Origin of the sequence: Streptomyces sp. NRRL WC-3618 (assembly GCF_001280005.1) — a bacterium.
Taxonomy (GTDB): domain Bacteria; phylum Actinomycetota; class Actinomycetes; order Streptomycetales; family Streptomycetaceae; genus Streptomyces.
In genome coordinates this window covers 1-25,316 of sequence record NZ_LGDW01000445.1, presented here as the reverse complement: position 1 = coordinate 25,316, position 25,316 = coordinate 1, and the positions used below count along the sequence as shown (strand labels likewise).

Below are 25,316 nucleotides of genomic sequence, written 5' to 3'. Positions count from 1 at the left end.
CGGTGTGCACGGGTGGGATCCCGGGTTGGACCGAACGCCCTACGGGCCGTCCATCAGCCCTTCGTCGACGTACGGGTCCTGATTGTCGAGCAGGACCCGTATCCGACCCCAGGGCAGCCGAGCTCGCTGACGCTCTCTCCGGCAGTTGCCAGTTCACCGGCTGGGCGCCCTGCTTGGCGAGCAGGTCGTTGGCGCGGCTGAACGGCCGTGAGCCGAAGAACCCGCGGTCCGCCGACATCGGCGACGGGTGGGCTGACTCGAGCGCGGGCAGGTCCCCCAGCAACGGTCGCAGATTGCGCGCGTCACGCCCCCACAGGACGGACACCAGCGGCTTTCCACGCGCCGCCAGCGCCCGGATCGCCTGCTCGGTGACTTCCTCCCACCCCTTGCCCCGGTGCGCCGCGGGACTACGCGGGGCCGTAGTGAGCGCCCTGTTCAGCAGCAGCACACCCTGCTCCGTCCACGGCGTCAGATCGCCGTTGGAGGGCCTGGGCAGCCCCAAGTCCGTATGCAGCTCCCGGAAGATGTTCTCCAGGCTGCCGGGCAGTGAACGCACCTCCGGCGCCACCGCGAAACTCAGCCCGATCGCCATCCCCGGCGTGGGGTAGGGATCCTGGCCGACGATCAGGACGCGGACGTCGTCGAACGGCTGCTGGAAAGCCCGTAGGACATTCGCCCCAGCCGGAAGGTACGTCCGGCCGGCCGCTATCTCGGCCCGGAGGAAGTCCCCCATCGCGGCGATGCGTTCGGCCGCAGGTTCAAGAGCCTTCGCCCAGCCCGCTTCAACAAGTTCATGCAAGGGTCGTGGTGCCACAGCCCGTCACCCTACTGGCACGCAGCGCGGCCCCGCACGAACAGGGGAAGCCCCCGCACGCGGACACCGCCCTCGGCGCTACTCTTCCTCACTGGCAAGGTCACCGGCAAGGTCACCGGGCAGGGGGACGCGGACGACCAAAATCCGGATATACCGACCGAGCCGGCGAACCACAATGACCGACATGCGAGCCTGATTCCTGATTGCCGGACAGAAGACGACTCGTCCTTCGCCGGACAACACCGGTCAACGCCGGTCAACTCAGGTGCACTTACCGGTCAAGGCCGGTTGACCAGCGACGGAATGCCCTGCCGAGCGAAGCCGTCCCCGGCCTGACAGCGAAGTCGTCACGTACCGATCACTTCCGATCCGTACGTAACTCATCAGACAAAAGCGGACGGATACCGCTCACCTGCACCCTCCCCGAACAAGGGAGCCCAGTAAGCCAGTAACATGCGGCGCCATGAGCTCCCCCACTGGGCCCGCCGGCCTGCCAGTACGAATGCCGCGCCCCCGCCAGCCGGGCCGGCACCGCCGCCCCGAGCCTCTGGCGGCTCCCGAGGGGGCGCCCGCGCTCGTCCTCGCGGTCCCGGGTGCGCCCAGCCCCGCCACGCGGAGCCTCGCCGAGGAGGTCGTGAGCATCGCCCGCTCCGAGCTCCCCGGCCTCGACGCCCGCATCGGGTACCTCGACGGTGACGACGCGGAGTTCCCCACGCTCCAGTCCGTGCTCACGCACGCCGCGCAGGAGCGCACGGCCCGCTATGAGCAGGCCCTCGCCGCCGGTGCGGACGTCAAGCAGCCCGAGGGGCCCGTGGCCGTCGTCGTGCCGCTGCTCGCCGGTCCGGACAACGCGCTGCTGCGCCAGGTCCGGCAGGCCGTCATGGAGAGCCGTATCGCGGCCGAGCTGACCGATGTCCTCGGCCCGCACCCACTGCTCGCCGAGGGCCTGCACGTGCGGCTGTCCGAGGCGGGCCTCGCGCGCGCCGACCGGGCCCGGCTGTTCACCGTGGCGACCGCCGCGGACGGCATCATCCTGGCCTCCGTGGGCGGCGACGAGGCCGTGCAGGCGGCCGGTATCACGGGCATGCTGCTCGCCGCGCGCCTCGCCGTGCCGGTGATGGCGGCCGCCCTCGACCAGGACGGCTCGATCGCGGCCATCGCCGAGCAGCTGCGCGCCTCGGGCTCGCAGAACCTCGCGCTGGCCCCGTACCTGATCGGCCCGGAGATCGACGCCGGTCTGCTGGAGGCCGCGGCCAAGGAGGCGGGCTGTGCGTCCTCCGACGCGCTCGGCCCGTACCCGGCCATCGGCAAGCTGGCGCTGGCCAAGTACACGACGGCACTCGGCATCGCCCCGCAGCAGCCGCAGGGGTCCCCGGTCCGCTGACCCGGGCAGCATCCCCGTACGGCGAAGCAGGACCGCCGAAGCAGCTGGTACGCCGAAGGGCCCGCCCCTTTCCAGGAGCGGGCCCTCGGCGTGTCCGGCCCGTGGCGTTCGCTCAGCCGAGGACCACGCAGGACGCCGCCGGGACCACGATCGCACCGGTCCGGCGCGGGATACCGGTGTCGGGGTCGAGGGCGAACCAGGTCACGTCCCCGGAGCGCTCGTTCGCGACGTACAGGAATCCGTCCGAGGCGGCGAGCGCACGGGGCCAGTGGCCGCCGCACGGCACCGTGGCCATCAGCCGCAGGGTGGCTCCGGCGTCGTCGACGGCGAGCACGGACACGACGTCCTGGCCGCGCGTCGCGGTCCACACGAAGCGGCCGTCGGGCGACGCGACGATGCCCGACGGGTAGGCGTCAGCGTCCGTTGCGCCCTGCAGTACCGGCGTCTCGCGCAGGGGGGTCAGGAGGCCTTCGGCGGCGTCCCAGCGGCAGACGGTGACGGTCGGGGCGAGTTCGTTCAGCACGTACGCGTACGAGCCGGCCGGATGGAAGGCCAGATGGCGCGGTCCGCAGCCGGGGCGCAGAGCGGTCTCGCGGTGCGCCACGAGGCCGCCGTCGCGCAGGGCGGCCACCCGGACGGAGTCCGTGCCGAGGTCGACGCAGACGACCCATCGACCGCTCGGGTCGGGCTGTACCTGGTGGGCGTGCGGTCCGCGCTGACGTGCCGGGTGCGGGCCGGAGCCGGTGTGCTGGAACACGTGGGACGCGGCGGTGGCGAGGGTGCCGTCGGCGCGGACGGGCACCGTGGTGACGCTGCCGGAGCCGTAGTTGGCGGTCAGCACGTGCCCGGCGAAGAGACCGACGTGCGTGGGCCCGCTGCCGCCGACGGGGACGGGCGGCCCGGCGAGTTCGGGCTTGTCGCCGGTCACCGAGTAGGCGGCCACCGCGCCCGCGGCCGTCTCGCTGACCGCGTAGAGCGTGTTCCCGTCGGCGGCGAGGGCGAGATACGACGGGTCGGGTACGGCGTCCGCCGCGCCGAGCGCGGTCAGCGCGCCGCTGTCCTCGTCCACGGCGGCGACCAGCGCACCTGGGCCACCCGCTGCCGTGAACGAGCCGATGAACGCTCGCCGTTGCCCCACAGTCGTCCCCTCCCGGTCACCGGTTCGGCCGGGGGCGACGCTACCTTATCGGTCTAGACCACATCTGCGGGCGTACGAGAGAGTCTCAGGCTCGGGCCGGCGGAGAGGCCCAGGCGCCGCCCAGCGGCTTGGCCAGCTCGGCCAGGGCCCGTTCCAGTCCGTGCAGATGGGCGAGGGCGGGCTCGGTGGCGTGGGACCGGTCCACGGGGGCCGTGACGGTGTCGGTGCGGCCCTCCGTGAGCGCTTCCACCGCACGCTCCACGCGTCGGCAGGCGGCGGCGAGCCGTACGTCGTGGGAGGCCTCCGGGCCCGTGGTCACGGCGGCCAGACCTCGGATCTCGCGGGCACAGTCGTCGAGGAGCGCGAGTACCCGGCGCGCGCGGCGCTTACGGGCTCGCCGGGGGTTGAGTGGATGCACGAGCGGCGCGACCGAGAGCCGGACACGCCCCAGCAGGAGCTCCAGTTCGGCCACGCGCGACGCCGGATCGGGGGACGCGTCCATGCCCGGTCCGCCGGCGAGCCGGGCGGTGGCCTCGGCGGTGCAGGCGTGGACACAGTGCAGGGCTCGCTGGATCCAGGCGTCGGTGGTGGCGTGCGTGGTGATCGGCAGCACAAGCACCACGGCCAGCAGAGCGCCCAGGGCGCCGACGCCGGTCTCCGCGAGCCGGACGGCGAGGAGCGCCGGGTCGAGGACGCCCAGGAGGCCGTACAGGAGTTCGGCGAGCAGGGTGACCGACAGCATCATCCACGTGTACGAGACCGCGGCCGAGTAGAAGATGCCGAACACACATACGGCGACGAGTACGGCGGTGGGGACGGCGGCCCCGGCCACCGGAACCGCGACCGCGAGGCCGAGCGCGATGCCGAGCACCGTGCCGAGGATGCGGCGGAAGCCGCGGACCAAGGTCTCGCCGCGCGAGGCGGTGTTCACGAAGATCCACCAGGCGGCGCCGACGGCCCAGTACCAGCGGTCCCCCGACACCATGTGGCCCACGACCAGGGCGAAGCCGGCTGCGACCGTCGCCTGGACGGCCTGACGTGTGGTGGCGCGGGCCAGGCCGCGTTCGCCGGCCAGGGTGACGGGGGCCGGCGGCGGGGGCGTGCGGCGTTCGTAGCACCACAGCCCGAAGCGCACCGCCGAGGCCGTGAGCACGGACAGGACGACGGCGGCGGCCAACTCGGGCAGCTGCCGGGGTGCCGCGTGCAGGAACTGGGCGACGAAGAAGGTCATGAACGCGAAGACGCCCAGGCTGTGGCCGCGCGGGCCCCAGCGGCGCGCGTACACGCCGGCGCCTACGACGGAGAGGAGGACGAGCGCGCGGGCGAGCGGACGGTCGTGCAGTTCGGCCGCGACGGCGAGGACCGGGAGGCCGACGGCGGGCAGCAGCGCGGTGGTGAGCGCCTGGCCGCGCACCGTGGTGTCGGTGACCGTGAAGAGGGCCAGCAGCGCGGCGAGGCCGCCGGTCACGGCCCCGGTGAGCGAGTGCCCGGCGAGGCCGCAGACGGTGACGGCCAGCGCGATGCCCAGCACGGCCCGCGCGGCGAAACGCAACCGTGCGCGACCCGGGTCCGGCGCCATGAACACCCTCTTCAGCACTGCTGTCCCACCCCACTGAAATCGGCATGAAAAAGGCGCCGCGGAGTCCGCAGCGCCATCGACCGGGGACATTGCAGCACCTCCGCCACCACTGGCTCAAGTGACCTCGAATAGACTGAACCATTGGCACAGACATTTCGGTCCGCGAGCGTCCATCGCCGAGCCAACGGACCATGTACGGGACGGAGGAGGTCGGACGCCATGGCAGTGGACGAACTGGACACCCGCATTCTGCGGCTGCTGCTGGAGCGGCCCCGCACCAGCGTGCGCGAGTACGCACGGGTGCTCGGCGTCGCGCGCGGCACCTTGCAGGCCCGGCTCGACCGCCTCGAACGGGACGGTGTCATCACCGGTACGGGTCCCGCGCTCTCCCCCGTCGCGCTGGGCCACCCGGTGCTCGCGTTCGTGCACATCGAGGTCACCCAGGGCCATCTCGACGAGGTCGGGGACGCTTTGGCCGCCGTACCGGAGATCATCGAGGCGTTCTCCATCGCCGGCGGCGGTGATCTCCTCGCGCGGGTCGTGGCCCGCGACAACGCCCACCTGGAGGACGTGATCCAGGCGCTGATCAGCGTGCCGGGCGTGGTCCGCACCCGTACGGAGGTGGCGCTGCGCGAACGGGTCCCGCACCGGCTGCTGCCCCTGGTCGAGTCGATCGGCCGTACGGTGACGGCCTGATCGTGAGCCCTGCGCCATCCTGAGAGCCATGAGCACTCTCGGCACCACCGCGGTCGTCTTCGACCTCGACGGAACCCTCGTGGACAGCGAGCCGAACTACTTCGAAGCAAGCCGGCGGACTCTCGCCGCGTACGGCGTCATGGGTTCCACCTGGGCGGACCAGGAGAAGTCCGTGGGCATCAGCACGCGGGAGACGGTCACGCTCTGGCGTGAGCGGTACGGGCTGCGCGCACCGGTCGAGGAGTTGCTCGCGGAGAAGAACCGCCACTATCTGGAGCTGGCCAGGGCCGACACCGGTCCGCTTCGGGCGGGACGAGCGGTGCGGGACCGGACCAGCCGGTGTCGGCCGGACAGGCCGATACGGTCCGGACAGGGCAGTCGAGCCGCTTCCGGCGTGGATCAGCCGGTACCGACCGGACCCGCCGATGCGGACCGGGCAAGTCGGTCGGGCCGCTTCGGGGCGGGCCCGGCGCTTCAACGTCGTCGCCGGGACGGTAGTCGGTCCCGGTGTGGGGTGTTCAGGCGTGTGGGCGGGGTTGGTCTGGGGAGGTGGTCGGGGGATCGTCCGCGAGTAGGTCCCGGCATTCCGTCGCCAGTAGGCGCATTCCGTTTGCTTCCGCTCCCGTCAGGGCCGAGCGCAGTAGTGTCAGCGCCTCGGGCCGGTGGGAGGCGCCCTTCTCGCGTAGGAGGGCTCGGGCCTCGTTCGCTCTGAGGCGGGCCGTCTGGGGTGGTGAGCTGCCGACGACCAGGCGTTCTGCCTGGCGGAAGTGGCCGAGGGCCGTCGCGGTGTCGCCCTCGGCGAGGGCCAGCAGGCCCATGGCCCGTTCCGTCGGGCCGACCAGCACCACGGGCCAGCCCGCGAGCGCGATGCCCGCCGGTCTGCGGGCGAGCGCCTCACGCAGTACCGGTACGGCGCGGGCGAGTTCGGCCTCGTACCCGCCGTGTGCGTCGAGTCCGGCGCACACCTCCGCGAGCAGGACCAGCGCCGGTACGGACCAGCCGTGCGGCGGCAGGGAGGCGCAGTCGCCGGTCTCCCGGAGGAGCGCGAGCAGGCGGTCGGCCGCCTCGTCATGGTCGCCGACCTCGCAGCGGGCCAGCGCGAACCCCGCCCGCCAGACCGGGAAGTAGCCGTGCCGTTCGACGCCGTCGGCGAGCCCGGAGCTGAAGAGTTCGGCCATCCTGCCCTGCTCTCTGAGCAGCCAGAACACCTGGCCCAGCCGGGTCTGCAGCAGCGTGTCGGCGGGGACGGCGAGGTCCGCCTCCAGGCCGGCGACGATCTCCCGCGACTCGCCGAAGATCCAGTCGGTGGCGGAGTCGAACCGGCCGCACCACAGGTCGAGCAGGGTGTCCAGGGTGCACTGCTGCCAGCGCGCCAGGGTGCTGCGCGTACGGGCCGCGTGCCTGCGGTGTTCGGCGACTGTCCCCGTGGCGCCGTGGACGCGGCCGACCCGGAGCTGGTCGATGGCGAGGGCGACGAGGGACTCGCCGAGGAAGTACGGGGAGCGGGCGCGCAGGGCGCAGTCCCGCAGCCGGAGGGAGAGGGTCAGCGATTCGATGGCCGGGACGAAGTCGTACAGGCCCCAGCGGCACTCGGTGAGCACTTCGCAGCGCGTCTCGTCGTCCTGGCCGCCGGTGGCGAGCCCCTCCAGGGTCCGTCGGGCCAGTTCGGCGCCGCGTTCGGGTCCGGCGCCCGGCCAGGCGGTGTCCTCGCTGACGGACATGGCGAGCTTCTTCGCCAGATGCGCGCCGAGCCGCAGCCGCAGCCCGGCCGCCTCACTGCCCTCGCGGGTCCTGAGCACGGCGAGGGTTTCCCGTACGAGGTGCAGGAGTTCGTGGTCGACGCGGCCCGGGTCGGACCAGCGCCGGGCCCGCCGTACGACGGCGACGGCCTGCGCTTCGGGATCTGCCGCGCCCCACCGGTGGGCCTGGCGGTAGTAGGCGTCCGCCTCCTCCATGCGCCCGGCCAGGTAGCTGGTGTCGCCGCGATGCAGCAACCGGTCGAATTCCGCGCCGAACCGGGAGGGTTGGGCCGTGACAGCGCCGCCGACGCGGGTCGGTGCCGCGCGCCGGACTCCCGGGGTTCGTACGGGCGGCGCGTCGGTGGTGCCGTTGCGTGACTCGGGGGCGAGGCCCAGCAGTTGCCCTTTGGCGTCCAGTGCGTCGTCGCACCCTTCGGCCAGTTCACGGGTGACCCGGCGATGACCGTTCTCGATGCGGCTGAGGTAGCCCCGGCTGCAGTGCACGAGCCCTGCCAGGTCGGCGAGGGAGAGGCCGGCGGCGAGCCGCCGGCGTCGTAACTCCCGGCCGAACCGCGCCGGTTCATGCGTCACGCCGTTCGCCGTGTCGTCCATGCGACCCCCAACTGCACGCATTCGCCCGCTTGTTGCCCGGTGTTGCCAAATATGCCCTGGCAACACCGGATCTCTCCCTCTCTCGGCGAGATCGGACAAAGCTGACCCGAAAGGCGTACGGGGCGTCCCGTCGAACGCAGGGAGAGAGCATTGAGGATCAGGATCGGGCGAAGGGAGTCGCCGGGCCGGACCCGAGGGGGCTCCTCCCCCCTTCCTGGCCCCCGGCTCCTCTGTCTCTCATGTCTCCTCGGTACTGGTCCGAGGTGTCGAGGCGGAGGTCCCGGGTGCTCCACGGGGGTGGGCACCTGGGACCTCAATGTCCGGATTACTGTCCGGCTTCCGGGGGCAGAGCCGTGCGTTGCCCGGTGAGACATCCGATCGTCCTGGTCCCGGGATTCCTGGGCAGTGTCCTGGACGGGCCGACGGGCCCGCTGTGGGCGCCCGGCAAACCGTTGCTCCAGACCCTGGCGGAGCTGAGGGATCCGGACACCGCCCGGCATCCGCTGACGCTGCCCGGTGACACGTCGTCGGTCAGAGCGTCACGGCTGTTTCCCGACGTCGCGGTGCTGCCGGGCCTGTTGCGGACCACGGGCTACGCGCGGACCGTCGGCTGGGTGCGCGAGCACTTCGCCGTGACGGAGGCCCCGGGCGGCGGGCTGCTGACGTTCCCGTACGACTGGCGGCTGGACAACCGGGTGCACGCCCGCAGGCTGGCCGAGGTGATCGACCTGCATGTCGCCGAGTTCCGGGAGCGGACGGGCACCGCGGACGCGAAGGCCGTCGTCATCGCCCACGGCATGGGCGGCCTGATCGCCCGCTACTACGTCGAGGTGCTGGGCGGCTGGCGCGACTGCCGGGCGCTGATCACCCTGGGCACCCCGCACCGCGGCTCGGTGCGCGCGCTCGACACGCTCACCGGCGGCTTCCGGCACCTGCCCGGCGTACGCACCCTGACGCGCGGGTTTCCCTCCGTACACCAGCTCCTGCCGGTGTACTCGGTCATCGACACCGGGGCGGGGCACATCCGGATCGAGGACGCGGCGCCGCTGCCCGGGGTGCGCCCGGATCTCGTCGGCGACGGCCTGGGCTTCCACCGGGAGATCGCGGCGGCAGCGGCGTACAACGCCGAGAGCTTTCCCGCGTACACGCACCAGCATGTGACGCTCCCTCTTGTGGGCACCCGGCAGAGCGGCACGCTCCAGTCGGCGCGCTGGAACGGGCACAGGGTGGTCTGCTCGGCCGAACCCCCGGGAGCGCTGGTCCCACCGGTCCTGGCGGACGGGGACGGCGTGGTTCCCCGGGTCTCGGCGATGCCGCCCGCGCTGCCGGAGGACCGCTGCCGGTTCGTGGCGGCGGCACACAGCGCCCTCCAGTCGCCGCGCGTGCTGACCGGCCGGCTCCTCGAACTCCTGGTGCGCCTCCAGTCGCCCGGCCCCCTGGACGTGCGCGGCCCGTCGGACCAGCTCGCCCGGGTGGCCCCGGCCATCAGCAGCGAGGTCGACGACGCGTACGCGGGCGAGGAACCGGCGACCCTGCGCGCCCGGGTCGTGGGCGCCGCCCGGCCACCGCGGCGACTGCTCGCGACGGTGACCCGGGAGGACGGCGAGACGCTCTCCCTCGTCCTGCTCGAGGTCGCGCCCGCCCGGTACGAGGTGCGGAGCGCTCTGTCGGCCGGGCTGTACGACGTCGAGATCGGCGCGGACTCGGGTTCACCAGTGCCGGAAGCGGTCCAGGACTGCTTCGCGGTCCTGCCGCGCGCCGCTTCGTGAACGGTTCGTGGGCGGTTCGTAGGCGTCAGGGCCCGGCCGGTGCTACGACTTGCGGCGGGGCTTGCCCGGGCGGGCGCCGCCCGAGCGACCCGAACCGCCGCTGCGGGCGCCCTTGCCCGCCGCGCCGCCCTTTCCGGCTCCGGCGCCCCGGCCGGCCGACCGTCCTGCGGCGGGCTTGCGTGCTGTGCCCTCTGTTCCGCCGCGCTTCTTGGCCTTCGGCTGCTCCGCCTTCGGCTCCTCGCGGCGGCCACGGGAGCTGTTGACGGTGCGGCCCCGCACGATGCCGATGAAGTCCTCGACCAGGTCGGTCGTGCGCTCCTCCGGCCAGGAGAGGGCGACCTGGGACTCGGGCGCGTCGGTGACCGTGCGGTAGGTGAGGTCCTTGCGGTGGTGGAGGCGGGCCAGGGACTGGGGGACGACGAGGACCCCGATCCCGGCCGCCACCAGTTCGATGGCGTCCTCGGTGGTCGCCGGGCGCTCGATCGCGGGGCGGCCGGGGAGGTTCTCCCAGGCGAGGGTGTCGTCGAGGGGGTGCAGCACGATCTCGTCGGCGAGGTCCTCGGCGGTCACCTCCTCGACGGCGGTCACGACATGGTCCTTGGGGACCACGACCACCGAGGTCTCGGTGTAGAGGGGGATCGCGCTGAGCACCGTACGGTCGACCGGGAGGCGTACGAGGGCCGCGTCGGCGTCCTGGGCCAGCAGCAGGCCGCCCGCCTCGGCGGCGGACACCTGGAGCAGGGTCAGGGGGACGTCGGTGCGCCGCTCGTTCCAGATCCGCACCCACTTGGCGGGGATCACTCCCGGGACGTACGCGAGCCGGAACGCGGGGGAATCTTCCGAGCCAGTCACCGCGCCAGGCTACCTGCCCTGTCGGCCGTGGTCGGCGCCGGTTCATACGCTCGATACCCTTGACGTCATGACGACGCACCAGACCTCCCAGACCATGAAGCCCGCGACCGCGGCGAAGAAGCTGGGTGTGTACCTCCAGGCCACCCCCGCAGAGTTCCAGGAGGGTGTCGTCACGCGCGCCGAGCTGACCGCGTTGCAGGCCGACCCGCCGGCCTGGCTGCGCGACCTGCGGCGCGACGGCCCGCACCCCCGTCCGGTGGTCGCGTCGAAGCTGGGCGTGTCCATCGCGGGGCTCGCCCGTGGCGGAATCACCGAGGCCCTCACCACCGAGCAGATCGACGCCCTGAAGCAGGACGACCCCGAGTGGCTCCGCCAGGAACGCTCCGTGCAGGTCGACGTGCGCAAGGAAGCGGCGCGCGTCAAGGAGCTGCACAAGGAGCAGCAGGAGAAGCGGCAGAACCAGGGCAGGTAGGCGAAACGGTCCGGATACCGGATGCCCACGTCGACGGTTCCGACGTGCGCGACACCCCCGTCTCGCCGATCATTGTCTCTGCCGTACGGCAAGCGCTACGACGACGAGAGGTGCGGTGGCCATGGACGCTATCCGGCCGCTGCTCTTCGACGACGTCGAGGCGCTGCTCGCCGGGTCGGCCGCCGGGGACATGCCTCGGCTGGTCGAGGAGTACGGCCTGCTGCGTCAGCTCGTCGAGGGGACTGCCGCCGGGGTGGTCATCCTCGACCCGGACCTGCGCTTCCGCTACGTCAATCCGCACATGGTCCGGATCAGCGGCCTGTCGGCGGAGGAACTTCTGGGGCGGACGCTGTCCGAGGCGTCGCCCGGGGTCGACCGGCCCGAGGGCGTGCTGCGGCAGGTGCTGCACGACGGGAAGCCCCGTGAGCTCGTGGGGACAGGGCACACCCGCGCGGACTCGCCCTTCACCCGCCGCGCCTGGCACGCCACCTACCACCGGCTCCAGGACGAGCGGGGCCGGGTGGTCGGTCTCGCCGGGATCTTCCTGGAGATCAGCGCCCCGCAGCAGCACGTCGACGAGCTGGAGCGCGCGCACCGCCGGATGACTCTGGTGGACACGGCCACCGCGCGCATCGGCACCACCTCGGACGTGCAGGCGACCTGCGTCGAGCTGGCCCGGTTCATGGTGCCGGACCTGGCGGACGCGGCCGGTGTCGAGCTGAACCTCGATGTGAAGGCCGGCCCGCATCGGCCGCCCCCGGGAGTGCTGCGCGTGCGCCGGGCCGCCCTCGTGGCGGTGCCGGGCATCAAGGACGCCGTGTTCGCCCTGCCCGGTGTCGGCGACACGCTGGACTATCCGCCGGGTACGGAGGTCCGGGCGTGCCTGGACGCCGGCCTCCCCTGGCTGAGCAACGGCGTCGCCGGGCAGGAATGGCAGTCCGGGGTGCTCCGCGCGGACGGGACCGACGCCTACCCGGGCGTCGGCGTCCACTCGGCCCTCGTCCTGCCCCTGATCGCGGGCAGGCGCCTCCTGGGCACCCTCTCCCTCGTACGGGCGTTCGACTCCCCCGGCTTCACGGTCGACGATGTGTCAGTGGCCCTCGAACTGGCGCAGCGGGCCGCCGGCGCCCTGGAGCGGGCCGCCCTGCACACCCGCGAGCACAGCATGGCCCTCGAGCTCCAGCATGCGCTGCTCAACGACACCTCCGCGCCGCCGAACCCGCACGCACCGACCGCGTCCCGCTATCTGCCCGCCGACGACGTGGCCCTCATCGGCGGCGACTGGTTCGACAGCCTGCCCCTCCCCGACGGCCGGAATCTGCTGGTCATCGGGGACGTCATGGGGCACGGGGTCGAGGCGGCCGTCGCCATGAGCCACTACCGTTCCGCGCTGCGCGCCCTGGCCATGGCGGGCCTCGACCCGCATCTGCTGCTCACGCACGCCGACCGTACGGTGGCCGACTCCGGGTTCGACCGGGTCGCCACCTGTCTGCTGGCCCTGGAGGATCCCGCCCACCAGACGGTGTCCTACGCGAACGCCGGCCATCTCCCGCCCGCCGTCCTCTCCCCGGACGGCACGGTCGCTCTCGTCGACGTCCCGTCCGGCCCGCCCCTGGGCACGGGATTCGGCAGCTACACGACGCTCACCAGCCCGACGGTCCCGGACGGTGTGCTTCTCCTCTACACGGACGGCCTGGTGGAGCGGCGCGGCGAGGACATCGACGTGTCGCTGCGCCGCCTCACCCGGCTCCGCCTGTCGCCACGCGCCTCCCTGGACGTCATCCTCGACGACGTACTGGCACAGCTCGCGGACGCCCCCGCCGAGGACGACATCGCCGTACTTGCGGCCCGTTCGCGGCCGGGCCAGGGCGCCACCCCCGACAAAGGGTGACGCCCCTGGCCCTGACCTCTACTCGGTGAACGTCACCGCCGTGGGCCTGCGGGCGGCCGACATCGCGTCGTCGACGTCCGTCAGGGGACGCAGGCGGTAGCTGTACGCGTAGTCACGGTTCGCGAACAGCTTGTACTCGTCGTGGGTGTGCGCGCCCCAGCTGTTGTCGCCGCCGACACCCATCTGCCGGTGGCTCAGGCGCAGGACGACCGCGTCGCGCGGGGTGAGCTGGTAGTCGTGGCGGGCCCCGACGGACAGGTCCTCCGGGGTGAAGTGCGAGGCGTTGACCTCCAGTAGCGGGTCGGCCGAGACCAGCAGGCCGGCACCCTTGCGGTCGGTCAGAGCGATCCAGCGGACGTCGGTCCTGTTGCCGTTCTCCTGCGGGCGCAGATAGCCGCTCCACTGCCCGTCGACGGTGCCCGAGTAGAGGCCCACGTCGGTGGCGTTGTTGCGGTCCCAGTGGTTCTCCTCGGGGCCGCGGCCGTAGTAGCGCAGCCTGTCCAGGCGGCCGGGCAGCAGGAGCAGGGTGCCGACCTCCGGGATGTACGGCAGCGAGGCGGCGCCCGGGTGGAGGGTGTTGTCGACCTTGATCTCACCGTTGCCGAGGACGGTGTAGGTGGTGGTGTACGTCGACGCGGGTGTCGTGGGCAGGGTGCCGGCGACCTTGATCTCGACGGCCCGGTCCCGCAGGGCGCGGACGTTCACGCCGCTCACCGCTCGTCCGGTGCCCGCGTCGCGCCAGGTCTCGTTGCGGGTGTGCTGGCCGTTGCCCCGGTCGTTGTCGGTGGGTGCCCGCCAGAAGTTGGGGGTGGGCCCGGCCTCGATCAGCTGGGCGCCGCCCGCCTTGTACGACGTGATGACGCCGGTCGCCTTGTCGACGGTGACCGAGAAGCCCTTGCCCCTGACGGTGACCGACGTGGCGCCGTCCTCGTGCCGGAGCGCCGGGACGCCGGCCAGCGGTGCGGGGGTGACGGCTGGGCTGCCCGCGTCGAGGGCGAGCTGCTGCCGGGCCACCTCGAAGCCTGCCTTGGCCCACTTCGTGCTCTGCCTGGTGGTGAAGGACAGTTCCAGGAAGTACTCCGCGCCGGGCGCCGGGTCGTCCGGCAGTTCGAAGGGCACGGTGATGGTCTTGCCGGACAAGGGCGCCACGTCCAGCTGGGCCCGGGTCAGCTTTCCGCGCCGGACCACTTCTCCGTCGGCGACCAGTTCCCACCGTCCGTCGAATTCGCGGAGGTTGGTGAAGAGGTACTCGTTGGTGAGGGTGACCGTGCCCGGCGTCGTGCCCGACGCGATCTGCACCGCCTGGTAGATCCGCTTGATCTCGGCGGACTTGCCGGTGAGCCTGCGGTCGGCGGTGATGAGGCCGTCCCCGGCGAAGGCCCCGTCGTTGGGGTTGTCGCCCCAGTCGCCGCCGTAGGCGTAGAACGTCTTGTCGCGGGGCCGCTTCTCGGTGAGGCCGACGGTGGCGGCGTCGAACCAGAACCGTACGCCGTCGTCGCCGGGTCCCCGGCTGTCGGAGGCGAGGTCGGCCGCGCTCAGCGCGCGGGCGTAGACACGGGCCCGTCGGATGGTGCCACTGAACTCGCGGGTGGGGTTGTCGACGTCGGTGGCCAGGGCGAGGGGCGCGGTGTTGTTGCTGGGCCGCTGGGTGGTGGCCTTGGTGGCCCGCGCCACGCCGTCGACGTGGAGGGTCAGCGTGCCGGCCGTCGCGTCGAAGACGCCTGCGACGTGGTGCTCCTTGCCGGTCCAGTCGTCGGGCAGCGACCAGTACGCGCTGATCCACTGGCCGCCGCCGTAGATGAAGAACTCCAGGCCCCCGTCCGACTGCTTCAGGGCGTACTGCGTGTCGCCCTTGGCGATGACGGGCTGGTGGTAGCCGAGGAAGTGCGGGGTGATCCACGCCTCCAGCGTCAGCGAGCCGGTGAGGTCGAGGCTCTTGTCGCGGGCGAAGACGGTGCCGCCGGAGAGGCCCTTGTCGCGGGTGAAGGTGCCGGCGGGGGCGATGATCTCGCCGTGGAGCGTGCTGGGTCCGGTCTCGGTGAGCAGCTTGCGGGTCGGGGTGGGCCAGCTGAGGGCCTGGTCGACGAAGTCCCAGATCCAACCGCCCTGGAGGACCGGGTAGCGGCGGACGAGGTCCCAGTACTTCTTGAAGTTGCCGCTGGAGTTCCCCATCGCGTGCGAGTACTCGATCATCACGTACGGCCGGGTGTCGCCGGTGTCCTTCGCCCGTTGCTCGACGCGGGCGGGGCTGTCGTACATCTCGGAGCGGATGTCGCTGATCCCGGGGCGGTCGTCGCCCTCGTACTGGATGACGCGGGTGGTGTCGTAGGAGCGGATCCAGTCGTGCATGGCGTTGAAGGTGCTGCCACCGCCCGCCTCGTTGCCGAGCGACCAGATGATGACCGAGGCGTGGTTCTTGTCCCGGTGGACCATGTTCTGGGCGCGGGCCACGCACGCCGTGGTCCACTCGGCGTGGTTTCCGGGGTACTCGCCCCTGATGCCGTGGGTCTCGAGGTTGGTCTCGTCCACGAGGTACAGGCCGTACTCGTCAGCGAGTTCCAGCCACAGCGGGTTGTTCGGGTAGTGCGAGGTGCGGACGGTGTTGATGTTGAGCCGTTTGATGATGCCGATGTCCTCGACCATGTCCCCGCGGGTGAGAGCCGAGCCGCGGAGCGGGTGCATCTCGTGCCGGTTGGTGCCGCGGAGGGAGATCGGCTTGCCGTTGATGCGCATCAGCCCGTCCTTGAGGGCGAACTCGCGCAGGCCGACCCGGTGGGAGAGGGTCTCGATCACCTTGCCGGCCGGATCGCGCAGGCGGAGCACGGCCGTGTAGAGGTTCGGGTGTTCGGCCGACCACAGACGCGGTGCGGGCACGGCCTTCGCGGCCTGTACGGACTTCTCCTCGCCGGCGCCGAGCGCGACGGTCTGCTGGAGCGGACGCGACCAGACCGGGTGCCCGCCGGCGTCGTACAGCTGGGTCTCGACGGAGTAGCTGCCGGCGCCCGTACCGCCGTAGTCCCGTACGTTCGCCGTGACCGACAGTTCGGCCGCCGTGTACTCGTCGCTCAGCGGGGTGTCGAGGCGGAAGTCGCGCAGGCGCACGGCCGGGGTGGAGTAGAGGTAGACCGAGCGGAAGATGCCGCTCAGCCGGATCATGTCCTGGTCCTCCAGCCAGTCGCCGTCGGAGAAGCGGTAGACCTCCACGGCTATCTGGTTGGTGCCCGGCTTGAGATGCGGGGTGATGTCGTACTCGGAGGGGTCGTAGGAGTCCTCGTGGTAGCCGACCAGCGTGCCGTTGATCCACACGTAGTGGGCCGACTTGACGCCCTCGAAGTGGAGGAACGTACGCCGTCCCGACCAGTCGCGCGGAAGGGTGAAGGTACGGCGGTACTGGCCCACGGGGTTGTGGCGGGTCGGGGCGGCCGGCGGCCGCACGTCCTCGCCCCGGCCGTTGGCGCCCCACCAGGGGTAGTCGCTGTTGACGTAGATCGGGCTGTCGTACCCGTGCAGCTGCCAGACGGAGGGGACGGGGATGGTGTCCCAGGCGCGGTCGTCGAGGTCGGTGCGGTAGAAGTCCGTCGCCCGGTCGTCGGGGCGGTCCACGTACGCGAACTTCCAGGTGCCGTCGAGGTTCAGCCGGTACGGGGAGCGGGTGCGGTCGGCGGCGAGGGCCTGTGCGAGCGTCGCGTAGGGCATCAGCGTGGTGTGCGCGGGTTCGGTGCCGACGCGGAAGACGTCGATGTGGCCGTTCCACTCGGGGGTGGCCCCGGCCGCGCCCTCGGCGGCGGCCCGGTGGGCGGCGGCCGGACCGGACAGGGCGAGCGCGCCGAGAACGGCGGCTCCTCCTTCCAGGAGACGGCGGCGGCTGACGGCGAACTCGTGGGGGTGCGGCATGCCCGTGGCCTTCCTCGGTACGACAGTGCGCTGTACGGACTGAGGGCGCGTCAGATCATGTTCGTTACTGTTGACAAACCGACCCGGAATCCGGCAGCGCTGTGGTCATCGGTGGTGTCTCAACCCACCTGGGCGGTGCGGGAGTTGCTATGGCGCTGGCACACAGCTACTGGGGACTGTGGGAGCTGCCGAGCCAGGCTCACCCTAGGACTCCGCACACAGACGAAGCAAGGATCTTGTCGGACTCTGTTGGATCCTGATGACTCGGCAGGCGCCCGCGCCGCGGGGTGGACGGGGAGGCGGTGCGTCACGGCATCCTGGGGTCCGACGACGTCCGGGGCGCACTGCGCGCGCTGCTGGGAGAATCGTCAGTCCCGGCGGGAGGAACGTCATGACCAGCGTCGACGTGCACCAGCATCTGTGGACCCCCTCGCTGGTGGCGGCCCTGCGCGCCCGCCGCGAGCCACCGTTCCTGGACGGCTGGACCCTGCACCTGCGCGGTGAGCCGCCCTACGAGGTCCCGCCCGCCGACCACGACATCGCCCGCCGCGCGGAACTCGCCGCCGACGACGGCCTGGGCCGGGTGCTCGTCTCGCTGTCCGCCCCGATCGGCGTGGAGTGGCTGCCCGCCGCCGAGGCCCGGCCCCTGCTGGACGCGTACCACGAGGGCTCGGCCGCGCTTCCGAGACCGTTCGACGCCTGGGCCGCCGCCTGCGTGCGGGAGATCGACCCGAAGGCGGCGGCCAAGGACCTCGACCACGGGTTCGCCGGCCTCCAGCTCCCGGCGAACGCCCTTGGCGACGCCACCGGTTACGCGCGGTGCGCCCCGCTCCTCGACCTGCTCGAGGAACGCGGCCTGCCGCTGCTCGTCCACCCCGGGCCGGCGCCCGGCGGGGCGGCGGGTCCGATCTGGTGGCCGGCGATGGTCCCGTACGTCCAGCAGATGCACGCCGCCTGGTTCGCCTTCCGCGCGTTCGGCCGGCCACGCCATCCCGGTCTGCGCGTGTGCTTCGCCCTGCTGGCCGGGCTCGCCCCGCTGCACGGGGAGCGCTTCGCCGCCCGGGGCGGTGACGGGGAGGCGGACGGTGATTCGGGCGTCTTCGTCGACACGTCGTCGTACGGTCCCCGCGCCGTCGACGCGATCGTCCGCGCCCTGGGCGCCGGCGCCGTCGTCCAGGGCTCGGACCGGCCGTACGCGCAGCCGCCGCTGCATCCCGGCTTCGGGCTGGGCGGAGCGGCCGCGTACGCCTTCCGGATCACCAATCCGCGGCGGCTGCTGACCGGGAGATGACGGCGCCGGCCGTGCCTGAGGGCAGGCCGTGCCGGGGTGCCAGGTCCTACGACCCGGTGCCCCGGCTCACCTCCCGGTCGCGCAGTCCTCGCGGGTCGACGACCTCGCGGATGAGCCGCAGTTCGGTCGCGTCGGGCAGCCGGGTCTCGGGGGCGCCGGTCGCGTCGAGTGCGAAGCCGGTGTTCGCGTGGACCTCCGCCGGGGTGACACCGGGATGCAGCGAACGCACACGCAGCCGTCCGTCGTCCCCGTAGTCGAGGACGGCGAGGTTGGTGATCACCACGCCCAGGTCGTGGAACCTCAGCCCCTTCCCGCCGCGCGCCCGGTCGTTGCCCACACCGCAGACCACGTCGACCTTCTCGACGAAGACCTTCGGGGTGTGCCGGGCCACCCAGTAGTCGGTGCGGTGGTTGGCGGTGTTGCCCGGGGCGCCACGTACGCCGATGAGCTGGCGCGTGGGACGGCGCCAGTCGCCGATGAGGGAGATGTTCTGGTTCCCGTACCGGTCGAGCTGACTGGCCCCCATCATGCTCTGCCGCCGGCCACTGGCGACGATGTCGAAGACCCGCCGGTAGGGCACCCAGCCCTCGACGACGCCTCCGTCGGCCGCTGTCCGGCCGAGGGGCGGCGGATCGCTCATGAAGTAGGCCTCACCGTCGGTCAGTACCAGGTCGGGGCTGGTCGTCAGACGGGCGAGCCGCGCGCCGATCGAGGGCAGCACCCCGGCCGTGTGCGCGAGCACCTCCCCGGCGTCGCGCCACGCGTCGGCGCAGGCAGCGGCGCACACCTCGGCGCGGGTGACGGCCGTCATCGCCCCTCCCCCTGTCCGTCGCGGCGCGCGTGGAACTCCGCCACGGCCTCGTGGTACGCCTGTTCGTCGCCGTCGAGGAACGTCTTGTGGAACAGCTTCCAGGAGTCGGCGTCCCGCGCCGCCGACGCGTAGTGCGCCTGGAAGGCCTCGTCCCGCGCGTAGTCGGGGGCGCAGGAGGTGAAGTGGGCGCCACGGGGTGTCTCGATCACGCCGTTGACGAAGAGCCGGCTGATCAGCAGTGACTGGGCGGGTCCGGCGGCGAGCAGGTCCTCCGGTTCCACGATCCGCTCCGTGCTGACGTAGCAGCGGTCGGCCGCCATCGCGAACAGATCGTCGAAGTACGGGTCCGGGCCGAGGTACTGGGCGTTGCCCGCCCGGTCGGCTCGGTTGACGTGCACCAGGGCCACGTCGAGCCGCAGTGCCCGCATCGCGACGTACTCCTCGTCGGCGTACGGGGAGGCGATCGTGACCAGGTCGGGGTTCATCGTGAGGACGTCGGAGCCGAGGCCGGCGCGGGTGGGCAGGAAGGAGAGGCGGCTCGCGGCGGCCCGCAGGCCGGTGACGAACATGCCCTCGTCGTACTCGGCGGTCTCCACGGCGCCCTGCTCCCGTACGGCGCGGAAGTGCGGGTCGAGGGCGATGCTGTCCAGCGAGACGAAGCCGTAGACGAGCTTGCGGACCCGGCCCGCCGCGCACAGCAGTCCGACGTCCGGGCCGCCGAACGTGACCACGGTCAGGTCGCGCACACCGGCCCGCAGGAGCCCGCGCACGAGCGCCATCGGTTTGCGTCGCGATCCCCACCCGCCGATACCGATCGTCATGCCCGACTCGACGGTTGTGGCGAAGTCCTCCAGGGACATCGACTTGTCACCCATGGGCTGTTCCTCCCGCGCTGCCACCCGTTCGGAGTCTTACCTAGCAAACAATTGTTAGGTTACGTTGGCTGGACCGACAACCCCTCGGCAGCCGGGACTCCCGACCCGGCGAACGGCGCGAGAAGGAGACCGGCATGAGCGCCCCCACCTCACCCGTCCATCCCGCGCTGCACACCGCGCTGTGCGACCTGGTCGGCGTCCGCTACCCGATCGTGCAGACCGGCATGGGGTACGTGTCCGGCCCGGAACTGACGGCGGCCACCGCAGCGGCCGGCGGGCTGGGCATATTGGCCAGTGCGACGCTCTCCCTCGACGAGACTCGTGACGCCATCCGCGCCGTCCGGGAGCGCACCGACGCGCCGTTCGGCGTGAACATACGCGGCGACTCCCCCGATGTGCTGGAGCGCGGCGCCCTTCTGGTGCGCGAAGGCGTGAAGATCGCGTCCTTCGCCCTCGCGCCCACCGAACGTGTCATCCGCGAGCTCAAGGACTCCGGGCTGGTCGTCATCCCCTCCGTCGGCGCACGCCGGCACGCCGAGAAGGTCCAGGCGTGGGGGGTGGACGCGGTCGTCGCGCAGGGCGCCGAGGGCGGCGGCCACACGGGGGCCGTGCCCACGTCGATCCTGCTCCCGCAGGTCGTGGACGCCGTCGGCATCCCGGTCATCGCGGCCGGCGGGTTTCGCGACGGGCGGGGGCTGGTCGCCGCGCTCGCCCAGGGGGCCGTGGGCATCGCGATGGGCACGCGATTCCTGCTGACCAGCGACAGCACCGTGCGCGACTCCGTCAAGGCCGAGTACCTCGAGCGGGGCGTCGCCGACACCGTCGTCACCCCGGCCCTCGACGGCATCCCCCAGCGCGTCCTGCGGACCGAAGCGGTGGAACGGCTGCTGCGGGAACGGGCGCCCGCGCGACTGGTCCGTTCCCTGCGGCACGCTGTCGCGTTCCGGAAGGTGTCCGGCACGCCGTGGTCCGACCTGGTCCGCGAGGGCCTCGCCATGCGCCGTAGCCATGAACTGGGCTGGTCCCAGGTCGTGATGGCGGCGAACACCCCGATGATGCTGCGCGCGAGCATGGTCGACGGCCGGACGGACCTGGGCACCCTCGCCTCCGGCCAGGTCGCGGGCGTCATCGACGACCTGCCCAGCTGCGCCGACCTCGTCGAACGCATCGTCATGGAGGCCGACACCGTCCTCACCCGCCTGACCACCGCCGGAGCGAAACGGTGACCACGGCCGACCGCGCCGCGAACCGGCCCGCGACACAGGGAGAGCCCATGGGCACCGACATCATCAAGGCCACCGTGGACGGGCGGGGCATCGCCGAGGTCGTCGTCGACTGTCCGCCGGTCAACGCCCTGCCGGTGGCGGGCTGGTACGGGCTGGCGGAGACGGTCGAACGACTCGGCCGCGACCCGGATGTGCGGGTGGTGCTGCTGCGCGCCGAGGGACGCGGTTTCAACGCCGGGGTGGACGTCAAGGAGTTGCGGGCCGACACCGGGCACGCCGCTGTCATCGGGGTGAACCGGGGCTGCTACGCCGCGTTCGCCGCGGTCTACGACTGCGCGGTGCCGGTGGTCACCGCTGTGCACGGCTTCTGTCTGGGCGGCGGGATCGGCCTGGTCGGCAACTCGGACGTGATCGTCGCGGCCGAGGACGCCTACTTCGGGCTGCCCGAGGTGGACCGGGGCGCGCTGGGCGCCGCGACGCATCTGTCCCGTCTCGTCCCGCAGCACCGGGCCAGGGCGATGATGTACACCTGCGCCACCGCCTCCGCCGCCGAACTGCACGCCTTCGGTTCGGTGTTCGACGTCGTCCCGGCCGGCCGGCTGCGGGACCGGGCCCTGGAGATCGCCGCCGACATCGCCGCGAAGAACCCGGTGGTGATCCGTGCCGCCAAGGAGGCCTTCAACGGCATCGACCTGTGGGACGTCAAGCGCAGTTACCGCTACGAACAGGGCTTCACGTTCGAGATCAACCTCTCGGGTGTCGCCGCCGAGGTCCGCGACACCTTCGGCGGCCGTACGGACGGGGAGGGCTGAGCCCGTGGATCTGACCTGGAGTTCTGCGGAGGAGTCGTTCCAGCAGGAGGCGCGCGAGTGGCTCGCGGCGAACGTGCCCAGGGACCCGCTGCCGTCCGGTGACACCCGTGCGGGGTTCGCGGTCCATCTGGACTGGGAGCGTGCTCTGTTCGAGGCCCGCTGGTCGGTCGTGTCCTGGCCCGAGGCGTACGGCGGACGGGGCGCGTCGCTGTGGCAGTGGCTGGTCTTCGAGGACGAATACCACCGGGCCGGGGCGCCCGCCCGGGTCACCCAGAACGGCATCTTCCTGCTCGCCCCCACCGTCTTCGCGTTCGGTACGGAGGAGCAGCAGCGGCGCATCCTGCCGAGGATGGCCGCCGCCCAGGACCTGTGGGCGCAGGGCTGGTCCGAGCCCGGCGCGGGCAGCGACCTCGCCGGCATCCGCAGTCGGGGTGTCCGTGACGAGGCGGCCGGTGGCTGGCGGCTGACCGGTCAGAAGACCTGGACGACCCGTGGCGCCTTCTGCACGCACCTGTTCGGGCTCTTCCGTACGGACCCGGAGGCGGAGCGCCATCGCGGGCTCACGTACTTCCTCGTGCCGCTGGACGCGCCCGGGGTCACGGTGCGCGGCTTCGAACGGCTCGACGGGGACGAGGGGTTCGCCGAGGTCTTCCTCGACGACGTCCTCGTGTCCGACACCGATGTGCTCGGCGGGGTCGGGGAGGGCTGGCGGGTCGCGATGGCGACGACCGGCTCCGAGCGCGGGCTGACGCTGCGCTCCCCCGGCCGCTTCCTGCACACCGCCGACCGGCTGCTCGACCTGGCGCGGGCGAAGGGGGCGGGGGCGCATCGGGACCAGGTCGTGCAGGCGTGGATCGAGGCCCAGGCCTACGAGTTGTTCACCCTGGAACAGGTCACCTCGATCGTCGAAGGGCGGCAGGTCGGCGCCGAGTCCAGTCTGAACAAGCTGTTCTGGTCCCAGCTCGACATCGCGCTGCACGAGACGGCCGCCGAACTGCTCGGTCCCGAGGCCGAGGTCGACGGGCCCTGGAGCCGGGGCTTCCTCTTCTCGCTGGCGGGGCCCATCTACGCCGGGACCAACGAGATCCAGCGCAACATCGTCGCCGAGCGGCTGCTCGGCCTGCCGAGGAGGTGACCGGACGCGATGCGCTTCGCCGTAGCCGAACGGGACGCGGCTCTCGCCGAGGCCGCCGGTGAGGTGCTGGCCAAACAGGTCGGCGCCGAACAGATCCGGGCCGGATGGCCGGGTGGCCGCACCGAGAGCGTCGACGCCGTGTGGCGCACCCTGGCCGGGGTCGGTATCACCGGCGCGCTGATCCCCGAGAACGCGGAGGGCACCGGTGTCGGTCCCCCCCTCGGCCTCGGCCTCGGCCTCGACGAGAACGCGCTTGTGCCGCTGATGGAAACCCTGGGCCGCAGCGGTCTGCCGGTGCCCGCCGCCGAGACCATAGCGGTGGGCGCCCCCCTGCTCACCGCTGCAGCCGCACCTCAACTCCCAGCTGTGCTAGGGGGATCAGCACTGTTCACGGTGTCCCTCACCCGTGCTGCCCCGGTTCCCTTCGCCACCCGCGCCGACCTGATCGCCGTACGTGTCCGCGACGGGCTGCGCCTGTACTCACGCGACGAGGTGGAGACCGAGCCGGTCGACTCGGTGGACGGATCCCGGCGGCTGGCCCGGGTGCACGCTCCGGCGGGCGGCGGGCTGCTGCTGGCCGAAGGGCCCGTCGAGCTCGCCGTCGCCTACCGACGCGGTGTGCTGGCCACGGCCGCTCTCCTGGTCGGGCTCAGCGCGCGGATGCTCGAACTGACCGTGGCCCATGTCCGGGAGCGGCACCAGTTCGGTGTCCCGGTCGGCTCGTTCCAGGCGGTCAAGCACGCCTTGGCCGATGTGGAGTTGGCGGTACGGTTCGCCCGGCCGGCGGTCCTCGCGGCGGGCTGGGCGCAGGCGGCGGGGGATCCGGAGGCCGCCGTACGGACGTCGATGGCCAAGGTGCTCGCCTCGGAGGCGGCCCGGCGGACGGCTCGTACGGCGATCCAGTGCCATGGCGCCATGGGCTGCACCACGGAGTACGACCTCCACCTGTACGTCAAACGGACCTGGGCCCTGGCCGCGGACTGGGGAAGTCCCGCAGAGCACCGGGAGTTCATCGCGCGGCAGCTCGGGCTCACCGGGGTGGCGGACATCGTGAGCGAAGGGGCGGGCACATGAGCGGAATCTGCCACGACCGGACCGTCATCGTCACCGGGGCAGGACAGGGCCTTGGACGCGAACACGCCCTCGCGCTGGCCGCTGAAGGAGCCCGCGTGGTCGTCAACGACCTCGGTGAGGCCGCGAAGGCGGTGGCCGAGGAGATCACGGCGGCCGGTGGCATCGCTGTCGCCGACCTCGGTGACGTCAGCGACTGGGGCTACGCGGAGCGGCTGATCGGGCGGGCCATAGCCGAGTTCGGCGCGTTGCACGCGCTGGTGAACAACGCGGGCGTCAATCGCGACCGGATGCTGGTCTCCATGACCGAGGCGGACTGGGACCTGGTCCTGAAGGTCGACCTGAAGGGCCACGCGGCACCGTTGCGGCACGCCGCCGCGTACTGGCGGGAGTTGAGCAAGCAGGGCCGGCCGGTCGACGCCCGGATCGTCAACACCACGTCGGGCGCCGGGCTGTTGGGCAGCGTCGGCCAGGGCAACTACGGCGCCGCGAAGGCGGGTATCGCGGCGCTCACCGTGATCGCCGCCGCCGAACTGGCCCGGTACGGCGTCACCGTGAACGCGATCGCCCCCTCTGCCCGTACGCCGATGACCGAGGCGGTCGAGGCGTTCGCCGAGCAGATGCGCGCACCGGAGTCCGGCTTCGACGCCCCGCACCCGGCGAACGTCTCCCCGTTGGTGGTGTGGCTGGCCTCCGCCGAGTCGGGCGACGTCTCCGGACGCGTGTTCGAGGCCGAGGGCGGTGTGATCGGCGTCGCCGACGGCTGGCAGCACGGCCCCCAGCGGGTACGCGACCGCCGCTGGACCCCGGCTGAGATCGGCCCTGCGGTACGCGGCCTGCTCACGGAAGCGCCCCCGCCGGCACCGGTGTACGGCGCCTGAGAGCGGCCCTCGGGTGGTCGGCGTTGACGCTCGGCCGCGTGGGCGGGGCGGGGCCGGGCGAGGGGGGTGATCGTGGGGCGTTCGACCACGGCCCCTCCCGCAGTGGCCCAGCAGCCCCAGCAGCCGGCGCCTCGACGCGGTCTCCGGGTCGCCACGCGGTCCGTGTCGCAGGCGGATCCCGAGGTGCCGGCGCGGGTGCGGGTACCGGTGGCCGCCACTGTGACGTCCGACAGCGGGCCCGGGTGACCCCGACGGTTGTTGAGCGGGCCAGGGCCCGCGGCGGATCAGTGGCCGCCACCGGCCCACCGGCCCACCGGCCCACCGGCCCACCGGCCCACCGGCCCACCGGCCCACCGGCCCACCGGCCCACCGGC

Annotated in this window: 18 protein-coding genes and 3 pseudogenes; 13 read left to right on the top strand and 8 right to left on the bottom strand. The window is 72.4% G+C overall.

All coding sequences use genetic code 11. The features are described from left to right. Positions 1-27: 27 nt before the first annotated feature. Positions 28-144 (top strand): annotated as a pseudogene (locus ADL01_RS46765) (uracil-DNA glycosylase); the annotation flags it as partial. Here ADL01_RS46765 and ADL01_RS42755 read toward each other — a convergent pair. Then, positions 140-814, bottom strand: a pseudogene (locus ADL01_RS42755) (uracil-DNA glycosylase); the annotation flags it as partial. The pseudogenes ADL01_RS46765 and ADL01_RS42755 overlap by 5 nt on opposite strands. Positions 815-1,277: 463 nt before the next feature. Between ADL01_RS42755 and ADL01_RS29575 the strand changes: the two are divergent. Beyond that, positions 1,278-2,198, top strand: coding sequence for a sirohydrochlorin chelatase (locus tag ADL01_RS29575; protein ID WP_107091024.1), 921 nt, complete (start codon positions 1,278-1,280; stop codon positions 2,196-2,198). Positions 2,199-2,310: 112 nt separating this feature from the next. On the opposite strand, the gene ADL01_RS29570 is transcribed toward ADL01_RS29575, so the two are convergent. Continuing rightward, on the bottom strand, positions 2,311-3,336 hold the full coding sequence (locus tag ADL01_RS29570) for a lactonase family protein (protein ID WP_053745062.1): 1,026 nt from the start codon (positions 3,334-3,336) through the stop codon (positions 2,311-2,313). Positions 3,337-3,421: 85 nt separating this feature from the next. Beyond that, positions 3,422-4,933 (bottom strand): FUSC family protein, encoded by a 1,512-nt coding sequence (locus ADL01_RS29565; RefSeq protein ID WP_053745061.1) that lies wholly within the window; start codon positions 4,931-4,933, stop codon positions 3,422-3,424. Positions 4,934-5,134: 201 nt separating this feature from the next. On the opposite strand from ADL01_RS29565, the gene ADL01_RS29560 reads away from it, so the two are divergent. Continuing rightward, a complete protein-coding gene (locus ADL01_RS29560) occupies positions 5,135-5,611 on the top strand; it encodes an Lrp/AsnC family transcriptional regulator (protein ID WP_053745060.1) in 477 nt (158 codons plus the stop codon). 28 nt (positions 5,612-5,639) lie between these two features. Beyond that, a pseudogene (locus ADL01_RS46760) lies at positions 5,640-5,906 on the top strand (HAD family hydrolase); the annotation flags it as partial. A 223-nt stretch (positions 5,907-6,129) separates the two neighbouring features. Here the strand turns inward: ADL01_RS46760 and ADL01_RS46755 are convergent. Then, the gene (locus tag ADL01_RS46755) at positions 6,130-7,962 is read right to left on the bottom strand and encodes a helix-turn-helix domain-containing protein (RefSeq protein ID WP_053745059.1); all 1,833 of its coding nucleotides are present in this window, start codon (positions 7,960-7,962) and stop codon (positions 6,130-6,132) included. Between the two features lie 365 nt (positions 7,963-8,327). Here ADL01_RS46755 and ADL01_RS29550 point away from each other — a divergent pair, with 365 nt between their 5' ends. Further along, positions 8,328-9,731 (top strand): esterase/lipase family protein, encoded by a 1,404-nt coding sequence (locus ADL01_RS29550; RefSeq protein WP_053745058.1) that lies wholly within the window; start codon positions 8,328-8,330, stop codon positions 9,729-9,731. A gap of 42 nt (positions 9,732-9,773) precedes the next feature. Here ADL01_RS29550 and ADL01_RS29545 read toward each other — a convergent pair whose 3' ends face one another. Then, positions 9,774-10,583 (bottom strand): LysR substrate-binding domain-containing protein, encoded by an 810-nt coding sequence (locus tag ADL01_RS29545; RefSeq protein ID WP_053745057.1) that lies wholly within the window; start codon positions 10,581-10,583, stop codon positions 9,774-9,776. A gap of 67 nt (positions 10,584-10,650) precedes the next feature. Between ADL01_RS29545 and ADL01_RS29540 the strand changes: the two genes are divergently transcribed. Further along, positions 10,651-11,055 (top strand): DUF5997 family protein, encoded by a 405-nt coding sequence (locus ADL01_RS29540; RefSeq protein WP_053745056.1) that lies wholly within the window; start codon positions 10,651-10,653, stop codon positions 11,053-11,055. A gap of 121 nt (positions 11,056-11,176) precedes the next feature. Then, on the top strand, positions 11,177-12,946 hold the full coding sequence (locus ADL01_RS29535; RefSeq protein ID WP_053745055.1) for a SpoIIE family protein phosphatase: 1,770 nt from the start codon (positions 11,177-11,179) through the stop codon (positions 12,944-12,946). 18 nt (positions 12,947-12,964) lie between these two features. Here ADL01_RS29535 and ADL01_RS29530 read toward each other — a convergent pair whose 3' ends face one another. Beyond that, entirely contained in the window at positions 12,965-16,840 is a 3,876-nt protein-coding gene (locus ADL01_RS29530) for a glycoside hydrolase family 2 TIM barrel-domain containing protein (RefSeq protein ID WP_053745054.1), read from the bottom strand. Between the two features lie 391 nt (positions 16,841-17,231). Here ADL01_RS29530 and ADL01_RS29525 point away from each other — a divergent pair, with 391 nt between their 5' ends. Next, positions 17,232-18,131, top strand: coding sequence for an amidohydrolase family protein (locus ADL01_RS29525; RefSeq protein ID WP_053745053.1), 900 nt, complete (start codon positions 17,232-17,234; stop codon positions 18,129-18,131). Between the two features lie 46 nt (positions 18,132-18,177). On the opposite strand, the gene ADL01_RS29520 is transcribed toward ADL01_RS29525, so the two are convergent. Both ADL01_RS29520 and ADL01_RS29515 read right to left on the bottom strand, forming a co-directional pair. Beyond that, the gene (locus ADL01_RS29520) at positions 18,178-18,942 is read right to left on the bottom strand and encodes a CoA-transferase subunit beta (RefSeq protein WP_053745052.1); all 765 of its coding nucleotides are present in this window, start codon (positions 18,940-18,942) and stop codon (positions 18,178-18,180) included. Beyond that, a complete protein-coding gene (locus tag ADL01_RS29515; RefSeq protein WP_053745051.1) occupies positions 18,939-19,817 on the bottom strand; it encodes a CoA transferase subunit A in 879 nt (292 codons plus the stop codon). The genes ADL01_RS29520 and ADL01_RS29515 overlap by 4 nt, the downstream gene beginning before the upstream one ends. Before the next feature lie 134 nt (positions 19,818-19,951). Here ADL01_RS29515 and ADL01_RS29510 point away from each other — a divergent pair, with 134 nt between their 5' ends. From ADL01_RS29510 to ADL01_RS29490, 5 genes are read left to right on the top strand one after another with little or no spacing between them, the layout of a single operon-like run. Continuing rightward, positions 19,952-21,043, top strand: a complete 1,092-nt coding sequence (locus ADL01_RS29510) for an NAD(P)H-dependent flavin oxidoreductase (protein ID WP_053745050.1) — start codon at positions 19,952-19,954, stop codon at positions 21,041-21,043. Positions 21,044-21,090: 47 nt separating this feature from the next. Then, entirely contained in the window at positions 21,091-21,855 is a 765-nt protein-coding gene (locus ADL01_RS29505; RefSeq protein WP_053745086.1) for an enoyl-CoA hydratase family protein, read from the top strand. A 4-nt stretch (positions 21,856-21,859) separates the two neighbouring features. After that, on the top strand, positions 21,860-22,990 hold the full coding sequence (locus ADL01_RS29500) for an acyl-CoA dehydrogenase family protein (RefSeq protein WP_053745049.1): 1,131 nt from the start codon (positions 21,860-21,862) through the stop codon (positions 22,988-22,990). A gap of 9 nt (positions 22,991-22,999) precedes the next feature. Next, positions 23,000-24,064 carry an acyl-CoA dehydrogenase family protein gene (locus ADL01_RS29495; RefSeq protein WP_053745048.1) on the top strand — a complete coding sequence of 355 codons (1,065 nt, stop codon included), beginning with the start codon at positions 23,000-23,002 and terminating at the stop codon, positions 24,062-24,064. Next, positions 24,061-24,942 carry an SDR family oxidoreductase gene (locus tag ADL01_RS29490; RefSeq protein ID WP_053745047.1) on the top strand — a complete coding sequence of 294 codons (882 nt, stop codon included), beginning with the start codon at positions 24,061-24,063 and terminating at the stop codon, positions 24,940-24,942. Before ADL01_RS29495 ends, ADL01_RS29490 begins: the two co-directional genes overlap by 4 nt. Positions 24,943-25,316 lie beyond the last annotated feature (374 nt).

Bases quoted from the DNA above. Each gene is read 5' to 3' on its own strand.
- ADL01_RS29575 (WP_107091024.1), top strand. From the start codon at position 1,278: ATGAGCTCCCCCACTGGGCCCGCCGGCCTGCCAGTACGAATGCCGCGC.
- ADL01_RS29560 (WP_053745060.1), top strand. From the start codon at position 5,135: ATGGCAGTGGACGAACTGGACACCCGCATTCTGCGGCTGCTGCTGGAG.
- ADL01_RS46755 (WP_053745059.1), bottom strand. From the start codon at position 7,962: ATGGACGACACGGCGAACGGCGTGACGCATGAACCGGCGCGGTTCGGC.
- ADL01_RS29540 (WP_053745056.1), top strand. From the start codon at position 10,651: ATGACGACGCACCAGACCTCCCAGACCATGAAGCCCGCGACCGCGGCG.
- ADL01_RS29535 (WP_053745055.1), top strand. From the start codon at position 11,177: ATGGACGCTATCCGGCCGCTGCTCTTCGACGACGTCGAGGCGCTGCTC.
- ADL01_RS29530 (WP_053745054.1), bottom strand. From the start codon at position 16,840: ATGCCGCACCCCCACGAGTTCGCCGTCAGCCGCCGCCGTCTCCTGGAA.
- ADL01_RS29525 (WP_053745053.1), top strand. From the start codon at position 17,232: ATGACCAGCGTCGACGTGCACCAGCATCTGTGGACCCCCTCGCTGGTG.
- ADL01_RS29520 (WP_053745052.1), bottom strand. From the start codon at position 18,942: ATGACGGCCGTCACCCGCGCCGAGGTGTGCGCCGCTGCCTGCGCCGAC.
- ADL01_RS29515 (WP_053745051.1), bottom strand. From the start codon at position 19,817: ATGGGTGACAAGTCGATGTCCCTGGAGGACTTCGCCACAACCGTCGAG.
- ADL01_RS29510 (WP_053745050.1), top strand. From the start codon at position 19,952: ATGAGCGCCCCCACCTCACCCGTCCATCCCGCGCTGCACACCGCGCTG.
- ADL01_RS29505 (WP_053745086.1), top strand. From the start codon at position 21,091: ATGGGCACCGACATCATCAAGGCCACCGTGGACGGGCGGGGCATCGCC.
- ADL01_RS29495 (WP_053745048.1), top strand. From the start codon at position 23,000: ATGCGCTTCGCCGTAGCCGAACGGGACGCGGCTCTCGCCGAGGCCGCC.
- ADL01_RS29490 (WP_053745047.1), top strand. From the start codon at position 24,061: ATGAGCGGAATCTGCCACGACCGGACCGTCATCGTCACCGGGGCAGGA.